This is a genomic window from Alcanivorax sp. HI0044 (genome assembly GCF_001634945.1).
Map to the genome: position 1 here is coordinate 1 of NZ_LWEZ01000191.1, position 10,382 is coordinate 10,382.

General features: G+C 60.7%; 9 protein-coding genes and 2 pseudogenes. 4 read left to right on the top strand and 7 right to left on the bottom strand.

All coding sequences use genetic code 11. From position 1 onward, the window contains the following. The 4 genes and pseudogenes from A3730_RS02255 to fadI form a co-directional block, all read right to left on the bottom strand. A pseudogene (locus A3730_RS02255) lies at window positions 1-252 on the bottom strand (alpha/beta hydrolase); the annotation flags it as partial. A 219-nt stretch (window positions 253-471) separates the two neighbouring features. Then, entirely contained in the window at window positions 472-1,365 is an 894-nt protein-coding gene (locus A3730_RS02260; RefSeq protein WP_063520626.1) for an alpha/beta hydrolase, read from the bottom strand. A gap of 113 nt (window positions 1,366-1,478) precedes the next feature. Then, entirely contained in the window at window positions 1,479-3,773 is a 2,295-nt protein-coding gene (locus A3730_RS02265; RefSeq protein ID WP_063520625.1) for an acyl-CoA dehydrogenase, read from the bottom strand. Between the two features lie 40 nt (window positions 3,774-3,813). Next, window positions 3,814-5,115: an acetyl-CoA C-acyltransferase FadI gene (fadI, locus tag A3730_RS02270; protein ID WP_063520624.1), complete on the bottom strand. Its 1,302-nt coding sequence runs from the start codon at window positions 5,113-5,115 to the stop codon at window positions 3,814-3,816. 206 nt (window positions 5,116-5,321) lie between these two features. Between fadI and A3730_RS02275 the strand changes: the two genes are divergently transcribed. Both A3730_RS02275 and A3730_RS02280 read left to right on the top strand, forming a co-directional pair. Further along, window positions 5,322-5,942, top strand: coding sequence for a TetR/AcrR family transcriptional regulator (locus tag A3730_RS02275; RefSeq protein WP_063520623.1), 621 nt, complete (start codon window positions 5,322-5,324; stop codon window positions 5,940-5,942). Window positions 5,943-6,081: 139 nt separating this feature from the next. Then, window positions 6,082-6,999, top strand: coding sequence for an alpha/beta fold hydrolase (locus A3730_RS02280; protein ID WP_063520622.1), 918 nt, complete (start codon window positions 6,082-6,084; stop codon window positions 6,997-6,999). 120 nt (window positions 7,000-7,119) lie between these two features. Here the strand turns inward: A3730_RS02280 and A3730_RS02285 are convergent, their stop codons facing one another. The 3 genes from A3730_RS02285 to A3730_RS02295 all read right to left on the bottom strand — a co-directional run bounded on the left by A3730_RS02285 (window position 7,120) and on the right by A3730_RS02295 (window position 8,972). Continuing rightward, window positions 7,120-7,542 (bottom strand): OsmC family protein, encoded by a 423-nt coding sequence (locus tag A3730_RS02285; RefSeq protein WP_231880427.1) that lies wholly within the window; start codon window positions 7,540-7,542, stop codon window positions 7,120-7,122. A gap of 139 nt (window positions 7,543-7,681) precedes the next feature. Then, window positions 7,682-8,374, bottom strand: a complete 693-nt coding sequence (locus A3730_RS02290) for a hypothetical protein (protein WP_063518559.1) — start codon at window positions 8,372-8,374, stop codon at window positions 7,682-7,684. A 79-nt stretch (window positions 8,375-8,453) separates the two neighbouring features. Further along, window positions 8,454-8,972 carry a DUF6231 family protein gene (locus A3730_RS02295; RefSeq protein WP_063520621.1) on the bottom strand — a complete coding sequence of 173 codons (519 nt, stop codon included), beginning with the start codon at window positions 8,970-8,972 and terminating at the stop codon, window positions 8,454-8,456. Window positions 8,973-9,229: 257 nt separating this feature from the next. On the opposite strand from A3730_RS02295, the gene hemP reads away from it, so the two are divergent. Both hemP and A3730_RS02305 read left to right on the top strand, forming a co-directional pair. Beyond that, window positions 9,230-9,406 (top strand): hemin uptake protein HemP, encoded by a 177-nt coding sequence (gene hemP / locus A3730_RS02300; RefSeq protein ID WP_007149677.1) that lies wholly within the window; start codon window positions 9,230-9,232, stop codon window positions 9,404-9,406. Window positions 9,407-9,788: 382 nt separating this feature from the next. Further along, window positions 9,789-10,382 (top strand): annotated as a pseudogene (locus tag A3730_RS02305) (hypothetical protein); the annotation flags it as partial.

Consider the following 10,382-nt stretch of genomic DNA (forward strand, 5'->3'; position numbering starts at 1 on the left):
TTCACGCTGCCGGGCGGCGTTCAGGGTGGCGGGTAGCGCCGCTGCACCGGCCATGCAGGCCAGGCCTGTACGAGCCAGAGTATCCACGGCGGCAGTGCTGCTGATGCGCCAGCTTGTGTCGCTGTCTGCCAGGAAGTGATCCGGCATGGCGTGGAAGTCGGACGGCAGCGTCTGCCACCAGGGTTGGCTGAGGGTGGGCAGATCTTCGTTGCAGTAATCGTCCGGGTGAATACGGGGCAGTAATTCGCTCATGCCGCTTCCTTTGGGTGAACCCCAGTAAAGAATGTCGGGTTTGGGCCGGCAATGGCAGAAACGCTCAATGCCCTGCGGTCAACGCCGGATGCCCAATGCCGGATGCCAGACGAAAATAACTGGCGTCGGTTTAACGTCCGGCTTCGGGCGTTCGGCATCCAGCAACGGCGGTGTTTCGGGCACCCTTGCGATCAATCCGGCACAACCGGTGTTTTCACGCTAACTACAGGCCCTAATAAAGGCGACAACCCGTTTCAGGTCTTTGTTCGCTTCCGGCAGGAACGGCACCATGATGGGCCATACATGGAACACGCCGGGGCGCTCTATCCATTCCACTTTTACACCGGCTTGTTCGGCTGCGCGGCGTACCCGTTTGCCGTCGGCGTATAGCACTTCATCGGTGCTGGCGGTAATGAGTAGCGGACAGATACCGGTGTAGTCGCCCAGGCAGGGGGACGCGTAAGGGTGGCTGCGGTCATCCGGGTTGGGGAGATAGATATCGATCACGGTGCGAATGATATCGGCAGACAACATGGCATCGCTGGGGTCCAGCGCATCCAGGATGGTGTCGTCAGGAAAGGCGTTGCTGGCGGGTGAAAAGGTTACTGCGCAACGGGGTTGTTCCAGCCCCTTGTCGCGGATGTGCAGCAGGGTGGCCAGGGTCAGTCCGCCCCCGGCGGAGTCGCCGGCAATGACAATGTCCTGGGGGTGTTTGCCCAGGCTTAACAGATATTCGTAGGCTTCCATTACCCGGTTCACGGCGGCGGGGTAAGGGTGTTCCGGTGCGAAGGGGTACACCGGCAAGTAGACATCCGCTTGCAGCTTTTTGGCCAGCCGCCCGGCCAGGTTGTGGTAGGTCTTGGTGATGCCACCGATGTAGGCGCCGCCGTGCAGGTACAGCACCGTCATTGAGGGTTGCTTTACGCTGATGCGGTCCCCGGTAAACCCGTCCTGCTCCACGCGGCTGAGTATCACGCCACGAGGCAGCAGTGTCAGCACGGGCGTGTCGTTGAAGACCTTGCGAAGGTGGCGTACCAGTTGCTGTTCGTTAAGGCCGGAGCGCTTGATGGTGCGCCGGGTCACGGCTTTGATAAGGCGGGCCTGGAGGCTCATAGGGCTGTCCGTTGTTTTGTTGTTGTGCCACCCAACCATAATCGGTCAGGCGGCGTGTGGGCAGGGTTGATCGGGCCAGTCGGGCTGGCCCGTGAGCGTTAAGGGCAGTGCGGTTACTCGCCGGACGCTTTGGCCAGCTCCGCGGGTGACGGCTGCTGCAGGCCGCCATCGCCGGTGGCGCTCATGGCGGGGATGCCACCGGCGCCGTAGTACTCGTCCTTGGTGAATACGTCCACTTCGATGGCCAGCAGGCAAGCCTCGGTGGCAGCATTCAGGGTGGCCAGTTCCGCATCGGAAATCACGCCCTGTTCAGCGGCCTGGGACGCCATGGCTTCCACTTTGCCTTTACCCAGTTTGCGGGCTTTCTGTGCGGCACGGATCTTGGCGCGCACCGGTTCGGCTTCGGTGGTCAGGCGGAAGGCCTTGAGCAGGCGGCCGAGCCCCTCGTCGCTTTCTTCCGGCATGTAGTTGCCGCCGACCAGACGCTTGTACTGGTCGCCATAGCTTTGCAGGGCCAGTGCGGCCTGGTGGCTGAGCTGGTCGTTGGGCAGCTTGGCCAGCGGGTTGATGCCCAGGCCGATACGGCCCACGGTTTTCAGGATTACGCCTACCGGGCCGCCAAAGTTCTCGTAGATGCCTTCGAAGGCCTGCTGGATCTGGGTCAGGCCGTATTCACCGGCGTATTGCACCAGCGCCAGGTCTTCCGCCTTGCGGCCTTCTGCTTCATAGCGGCGCAGGGCAGAGGTGGTGATGTACAACCAGGCCACCACATCGGCGTAGCGACCGGTGAGGTTGCCGCGTGCCTTGAGTTTGCCGCCCACGAAGAACATGGCCAGGTTGGTGAGCAGGCCGAAGCGGGTGGCGGCCCAGCCCAGGCGGCGGTAGATGCTTTTGGTTTTCGGCGCCACGTTGGGCACTTTCACGGTGAAGAAACCGCGGGTTACGCCGCGCACCAGGCTCATCACGAAGCCCAGCAAGAACTGGATCATCCAGCCGGTCAGGTTTTTGCGGAAGGCGCTCACATCATTGTCTTCCACCGCCTGCACCACGTTGTAGGCGTAGGGGTGGCAGCGGGTGGCGCCCTGACCAAAGATCATCAGGGTGCGGGTCATGATGTTGGCGCCTTCCACGGTGACGCTCACCGGGGCGGAATTATAGAGGCGACCCATGGTGTTGTTGGGGCCTTGCATGACGCCGTAACCCGCGGTCACGTCCATGGCATCGGTGCCGGTGTCGCGGCCCATTTCGGTGGAGTAGGCCTTCATGATGGCGGAGGTCACTGGCGGCTGGATGCCTTTATCCACGGCGGAACAACCAAACACGCGGGCGGCATCAAAGGCATAGGTCATGCCCGCGGCCTTGCCGATTTTGTGCTCCACCCCTTCCATGCGCCCCACCGGGATGCCGAATTGCTGGCGCACCATGGAATAGGCGCCGGCGATCATGGCGCCGTGGCGAATGCCGCAGATGCCGGTGGCGGGCAGGGACACCATGCGTCCGCCGGCCAGGGCTTCCATCAGCATCTTCCAGCCCATGCCGGTGTATTCCACGCCGCCCAGCACGTTGCTGGCGGGCACGATTACATCGCGGCCGACGATGGGGCCGTTGGGGAAGTGCTCGCCAATGGGTTGGTGATGGTCGCCGATGTGCAGGCCGTCGAGGCCTTTTTCCAGCAGCACCACAGTGATGCCGGCATCCTCACCTTTGCCCAGCAGGTTCTCCGGATCGTGCAGGCGTACTGCCAGGGAGATCAGGTTGGAGACCGGCGCCAGGGTGATGTAGCGCTTGCGGAAGTTGAGCTTGAATTTGATCTCGCCGTCGCTGTCTTTGAACACTTCGCCTTCCGCCTTGATGGAGGCGGCGTCGGAGCCGGCGGTGGGTTCGGTCAAGCCGAAGCAGGGAATGAACTCGCCGTTGGCCAGTTTCGGCAGGTAATACTGCTTCTGTTCATCGGTGCCGTAGTGGCCGAGCAGCTCCGCCGCACCCAGTGAGTTGGGAATCACTACCATGGCGCTGAGCAGGCCGGAGTGGGAGCTGACCTTGGCCATGATGCAGGACTTGGCCTGGGTGGACATGGGGTTGCCGCCGTATTCCTTGGCGATCTGCATGCCGAAGAAACCGTTCTCGGCCATGAAGGTGAACAGTTCATCTGGCAGTTTGCGGGTGCGCGACAGCGTATAGGCATCGGCCCTTTTCAGCAGTTCTTCCACTGGGCCATCGATATAGGCCTGTTCGTGTTCGGAAAGCTGATCGTAGTTTTCGGCGAGGATGCTTTCGAAATCCACCTTGCCGCCGAAGAATTGGCCGTCGATCCAGACGTCACCGGCTTCCAGGGCCTGGCGTTCGGTGTCGGAAATTTGTGGCAGGATCTTGTTATCCCGCATCCAGTTCATCAGTAGGTTAAACATGTTGCCGTCATCCTGTATGTGATTGCATTGATTAAGCGGGTTATTCGGTTTCCAGCACCATGGCGGCACCGATGCCACCGGCGGCGCAGGCGGTGGTCAGGGCCAGCCCGCCGCCGCGGTGTTGCAACTCGTGCAGCGCCTGGCTGATCACCCGGGCGCCGGTGGCGCCGAAGGGGTGGCCATAGGCAATGGAGCCGCCGTTCACGTTGAGCTTGCTGCGGTCGACTTCGCCAAGGGCGGCGAGCCCGGTCTGGCTGCGCACGTAATCGTCATCAGCCAGGCCGCGCAGGTTGCAGGTCACCTGGCCGGCAAAGGCTTCGTGCATATCCACCAGTGTCAGGTCACTGAGCGCCAGCCCGGCCCGGGCCATGGCGGCGGGGGCGGCCAGTACCGGGCCCATTAACAGGTCGTCCTGTGGGGTGCGGGCCGCGAAGGCGTAGGAGCGGATATAGCCCAGCGGGGTGTAGCCCAGGGCGGCGGCTTTCTTTTCGCTCATCATCAGCAGGGCGCCGGCGCCATCGGTGAGCGGGCTGCTGTTGCCGGCGGTCACGGAGCCGGTCTCCCGGTCGAACACCGGGTTGAGTTTGCTGTAGCCCTCGCGCTCGGAGTGTTTGCGCACCAGGTTGTCGTCTTTCAGAGTGTTGCCGTTGGGCAGGTGGGCGGTCATGACCTGGCGGTCCAGGCGGCCTTCGGCCCAGGCGCGGGCCGCGTTGCTGTGCGACGCATGGGCCAGATCATCCTGCTCCTGACGGCTGACGCCCCACTTCTTCACCATTTTCTCGGTGCTTTCCCCCATGGTTTCGCCCACCGAATATTCGGTGATGGACGGCGCCTGGGGCAGCAGGTCGCGGGCCTTGAGCTGGCTGAGCAACTTGATGCGATCTTTCAGTGTTTTGGCAAAGCTCACGTCGCGCAGTACCGCGCTCAGTTCCGATGACAGCGGCACGCGGGCACTGCTGGTAGAGTCGGTGCCACCGGCAATGGCCATGTCGGTGTAGCCGGCAACGATGTTGTCGGCCACGCTGGCGGCAGTCTGGAAACTGGTGGCGCAGGCGCGGGTAATGGAATAGGCATCCACTGTGTCCATGCCCAGCGCCAGGGCGATTTCGCGGGCAATGAAGGGGGCCTCGGGAATCATCACCGTCATCCCGAATACCAGCTGCTCGATTTCATGCTGGCTCAGGTTGTTGCGGGCCATCAGTTCCTTGACGGCCATGGCGCCCAGGTCGATGGCATTGAGGTCCCGGTAGTGGGTGGCGATGCGGGCAAAGGGGGTGCGCAGGCCATCGACGATGGCGACGCGGCCGCCCCGGCCGGCCAACTTCATTTTGCGAACAGGCATTGCAGACTCCTTGCAGGGTGCCGGTCACAGTGTAATCATTATTACACTTAATGTGACATTGATTGGTGGTAACGTGGCCCGAGCCTAGAAGGCTGCGGTGAGTGAGTCAATTGCCGGGGAGACACTGTCCGACACGGGTGTAAGATAAGTTACAGCTGCGCATCGTGCATGCGAGCCTGTGTGGATCAGTGAAGTGAGTTTTAGCTATGCAGAAAACGACCGAAGCAGTGCCGATGTCCCGGCAGGATCCGGCGGTGCGGGAGCGGATCGAGTGGGCGGCGGTGCAGGTCTTCGCCGATTCGGAATTCCACCATGTGACCTTGCAACAAATCGCCCGGGCCGCCCGCTGCAGCCTGCAAACGCTTTATCGCTACTACGGGGATGACGCGCAGGGCAGCAAGGAGGCGCTGCTGAGCGCCTGTTTGCATCACGGCCTGGAACAGCTGGCCGAGCGGATGCTGGACCATCTTGCCGGTATTGATACGTTCCGCGACCGGCTCAGCAAGGTGTTCTGGGTGGTGCTGGATTTCTTCGACCGCAACCCGCAGATGGGCCGCATGATGATCAACTCGGTCTACCCGGGCCGCTGGGGCAGTGACACCACCCCGGGGCAGCAACGGTTGACCGAGCTGTTTCTCAGCGTGCTGCATGAAGGGCAGGAGGCCGGCATTCTCAATGACCAGGTAGCGAGCCCGATTCTGCTGGATTTTTTCTATGGGGTGCTGTTGCGCGTTTCCCAGATGCATTTGTTGCGGGGGCGTCCCGGGCGAATGGCGGACCAGCACGGGGTGCTGTTTGATATGTTGTGGCGGGCAATGACCGTTTGATCGGCCGAACAGGCCAATCGCCGCGCCATTGCGGTGCTGGTGCTTGAGGTTTGTGCCGCCCTTTTCTATGTTGATCCATTGGCAGTGGCTCCATCACGGCACTGCACCACAAGAACAAGCCAGCACAAAGGGTACGCATATGCAGTCAGGCACGGTCGCCAGTAACGGAATCGAGCTTTTTTATGAAAGTCGTGGCCCGGAAAACGGGGAGCCCATCGTGTTCGTCATGGGGCTGTCGGCGCAGATGGTGTTCTGGCCGGATTCGTTGCTGGATTCCCTGGCCGCGAAAGGTTATCGGGTTATCCGTTTTGATAACCGGGATGTGGGCAAGTCCACCCGGATTCGCAAGCCCATCAAACAGGGGCCGCTGTCTGCGATTCTGCGCAGCATGGTGGGGCTGTCGGTGGAGAGCGCCTACACCTTGCACGACATGGTGGCCGATACGGTGGGGCTGCTGGATGCCCTGAATATCGAACGGGCGCATTTTGTTGGCGCCTCCATGGGCGGGATGATCAGCCAGTTGATGGCGGGCACGCACCCGGAGCGGGTGTTGTCACTCACCTCGATTATGTCCAGTAACAACAGCCCGCTGTTGCCACCGCCGAAACCGGCGGCGCTGAAAACCCTGGTGGCGCCGCGGGTGAAAGTGGAAACCGAAGAGCAGTTCGTGGCCTTTGGCCTGGAGATGATGGCCAAGCTGGGGGGCACCTTGCCTCAGGGCAAGGAAGAGCTGGCCGCCATGTATCGGGCCTCCTGGGCGCGGGGTATTAACCCGCGCGGTATCCGCAACCAGTTCCTGGCCATCATGGCCACCGGGTCGCTGACCAAAACCCTGAAACAGATCCAGTGCCCGACCACCGTTATTCACGGTGGCGCCGATCCACTGATCCGTCCCGCCGGCGGTAAAGCCTCGGCCCGGCATATTCGTGGCGCCAAGCTGGCCATCATTCCCGGCATGGGGCACGACTTCCCGCCATCGGTTATTGATCGCATCGGTGAGCTGATTGCCGAAACCGTCGGGCGGGCCAATTCGGTGGTGCAGACGGCGGTGGCCTGAATGCACTGTTGCTAATAAACACTGAATGGCTCGCGGGAGCGGGTGTTGATTGGGAAAGAAAAAAGGCCGCGTTCAGGGACTGAGCGTGGCCTTTTTTGTGCTCAGTGACCGACTGCCGGTCTACTGTCGCGGTTCGATCCGCACCTCACTTCTCACTGACTGGGCGATAAAGCATTTCTCGTGGGCACGCTGGTGCAGGGCCTGAATGGTGGTGATGTCCGGTTGTTCACCGTTAAAGGTGACCAACGGTTGCAGGACCATGGTCTGCATATAAATCTTTGCCTGATCGTTCTGCCCCAGTACGCCCTGTGGATCATCATCGTAACTGGCCACCGACAGCCCTTCGCGGGCCGCTTCGGTGAGGAACGAGAGTAAGTGACAGCTGGCCAGGGCGGCCAGGAAGGCTTCTTCCGGTTCCATGAATTCCTGATGACCGTGGTGGCCATCGACCACGCGCACTTCATTGCCGTCTGGAAGATGCCAGAGGTAATGTTCCCGGTCGCCGTGGGCGGCCCAGCTAAGATGCATGGTGTGTTGTGGCACGAAATTTCCCCGGTTGATGCGTCGTCGTCAGGTGGCTGTCAGGCAGTCTGTCTGATGAGTATGCCATCAAAATCCGCTCTTGCCATGACGACTTGGAGCGAATGTACCTGTTCAGGGGTCAGGTCGCGGTCGGTAACGGTCAGCCTGGGTTGGTCGAATCGCCTTGTTGGCTCAGCGACCAGTAGCGGAACACAGCAATATTGACCAGCGCGCTGAGCAGTGAAACGGGCAGGGCCGCCAGTAACGAGGCCGCGGCGGCATGGCTGACCACGCCAAGAATGGCACTGGCCACCAGGCTGCTCATCATCAGGTACGCGAGAAATACCAGCACCAGCACCAGTAACAGCGGCCATTGCTGGGCCTGGGTCATCTGGAAAGAATGGCGCAGGGCGTCGACAGGATTTTGCTGCTTGAGTATCACCAGCAGAGGGGCGAAACACAGGCGAGTGTAGACCCACACCGCCGGGAAAAACAGGGCCATCCAGCCTAAAGACACACCAATGGCCATCAGCGCATAGGTGAGCAGCAAGGGTGGGTAAACCAGTAGTGCCGGGGCGATACAGGCCAGCAGGCCGCGGGGTTTGCCGTTGCTGCTGGCGGACAGTTGCACATACAGCGCACCTTCCGCCAGTGGGCGCACCAGTAAAATAATGGCCAGGCTGATGCCGCTGAATTGCAGGGCGGCCCCTTCGGTTTCTGGTAGCACGAACGACGGGCCGAAGATCCACTGGGTGGCTTCAGTGATCAGGGCAAAGGGGGCGGTGACCAGAAACAGCGGGCCAAGGTGCCGCCACCAGAAAATGAAAATTTCGCGAAAACGGTGTCCGATCATGGTGGGCCATCAATTCAGTTGACGGCGCAACCATACGACAGCGCTGCGTCCATTGCCAGAACGCAGCGCCATGCCAAGGTTACCACCAGTATTTCCCCCAGTTTTCCGGGTTGGCCCAGAAGCGCGGGTTATTCCATTTGCGTTCGAAATTGTAGTTATCCAGGTCGTAGCTGTAGATGTTCAGTTCACGACCGTCTTCAGCAAAATGCCCCTGTTCGCGACAGCCCAGTGCCAGAAACCCGTTAGCCGGCCAGCGCAATTTCTGCGGTGCCAGGGTGGGTTGGTACACGGCCACCATGGAGTCGGTGTGCAGGTTGCGGAGCAATCCCAACAGTGCCTCGCCATCATGCTGGGGCATGTATTCCAGCTGATCCGCCACGATAGCGATATCCACCCGGTTGATGTCATCCAGGGAGGGGAACGGGTTCTGTTCCTGGATTTCCACCAGCGTGCAGTTGTGGTCTTTGCACCACTGGGCAACGACGGGGATGGGGTTGAGGCTGACAGTGAGAATGGAGGTGGGCTGGTGGCTATCGAGAATAGCGGCCAGACGTTCCTGCGGGGATTCGGTCATGGAGTGTGCCGTCGCAATATTCATGATCTCAGTCTAACGCCATTGTGGGTGGCTTTCGATAGGGGGTTGGGTAGCGTTTTGCAGTTTTTGATGCATCGCCGTTATGGCTTCCCGGGTGGTCTGCTGGGGGTGTGTTTTGGGCAGGGTGCCGGGAGAGTTTGACTGGTGCGCCATAGGGCTGGGCCACTGAAATGAGATCTTCATCAGAAAATAAGAAACAGGCATTGACGACTGTCTAATCAATAATGATAATGATTCTCATATAGGAAAAGGAGGTCAGCATGTCTCAGGTAAAGAAAAACGTTGCCACTACCACCCGTCAGGTCGCCATCAATGCGGAAAGCAGTGTGGCCAGCGGTTTGCTGCTTAATCACCAGGGCAAGTTGTGGATCGAGCATGCCGGCGAGCGTTACCAGCTGCGCCGTACATCCAACAACAAGTTGATCCTTACCAAGTGACGCAACACGCTTCACGCCACAACGCGATTCGCTGATTGTCGGTTTTTAAACGCCTTGCCCCGCGCTCACGCTTTTACGCGGGGTTCGGATCTTGAAAATCAAAAGTGCTTTCTGCGTGTTGTTGCGTGGAGTGTGATGCAAGCAGCGTCTCTTGACCGTTCTCCCTGACGTGGATCGCCAGCCGCAGCCAGCTTTCCACACCTAATTTAAGGCTCTTCGGCATGCAGCATGCCGTCTGCCCAACGCGCAGGATCTGTTGTCATTATGTTGTCTGCCAGCCGAGGCCGCCCTGTCGGCGCGGCGGCAAGCGGCAATAGTCATGACCCTGTCAGCGCGTTGTGGCTGAAGCATGTTGTCTGCTGCGCTATTTTTTGGAGGCAGTATGTCTGTCATGACATGGCCCGCGACCCCGGTCACATCCCCGCTGTTGAGGCAGTGTGGTGCTGCGCTCGGTGACCGCGTGCTGCGGTTGCAGGATGAACCGCTGGCAATTCTCAAGGCGTTGTACCGCTTGGGTTCACTGGTGGTAACCACCTTCTCCAGTGGGTCGCGCATTTCCCAGAACATGCATTACCCGACCCTTCAGGACGGCGAATCCGGGGCACCCGGTGAATGGTGGCTGGAGTCCGTAGGGGAGCGTTGCCGGTTGCGTCAGAGCTTGCAGGTCGGGCAGTGGCATTCGGTGTTGGCGGTGCTGGAACCCACCGGCGCCTTGCCGGCTCGCAGCCTGGTCTTTTTTGACCGTCATGGGCAGCCGCTACAGCAGATGGCGGTGGCGCCGGACAGTGGCGGGTTGGCGTTCGAGGAACTGGTGTGCGCCATGCTTCACCCGGATCAGCAAACCCTCAACCTGCCGTCGGTGTTGCCGCGCGGGGTGGCGGGTGAGCTCGGTTCGCTCAGCCAGTTGGAGCGTGACTGGGCGAGCAGCACGGACGACGAAGAATTTGCCGGATTATTGCAGCGCTGTGCTCAACAG

Coding starts and splice junctions, on each gene's coding strand:
- A3730_RS02265 (WP_063520625.1), bottom strand. CDS start 3,773: ATGTTTAACCTACTGATGAACTGGATGCGGGATAACAAGATCCTGCCA.
- A3730_RS02260 (WP_063520626.1), bottom strand. CDS start 1,365: ATGAGCCTCCAGGCCCGCCTTATCAAAGCCGTGACCCGGCGCACCATC.
- fadI (WP_063520624.1), bottom strand. CDS start 5,115: ATGCCTGTTCGCAAAATGAAGTTGGCCGGCCGGGGCGGCCGCGTCGCC.
- A3730_RS02275 (WP_063520623.1), top strand. CDS start 5,322: ATGCAGAAAACGACCGAAGCAGTGCCGATGTCCCGGCAGGATCCGGCG.
- A3730_RS02280 (WP_063520622.1), top strand. CDS start 6,082: ATGCAGTCAGGCACGGTCGCCAGTAACGGAATCGAGCTTTTTTATGAA.
- A3730_RS02295 (WP_063520621.1), bottom strand. CDS start 8,972: ATGAATATTGCGACGGCACACTCCATGACCGAATCCCCGCAGGAACGT.
- A3730_RS02290 (WP_063518559.1), bottom strand. CDS start 8,374: ATGATCGGACACCGTTTTCGCGAAATTTTCATTTTCTGGTGGCGGCAC.
- hemP (WP_007149677.1), top strand. CDS start 9,230: ATGTCTCAGGTAAAGAAAAACGTTGCCACTACCACCCGTCAGGTCGCC.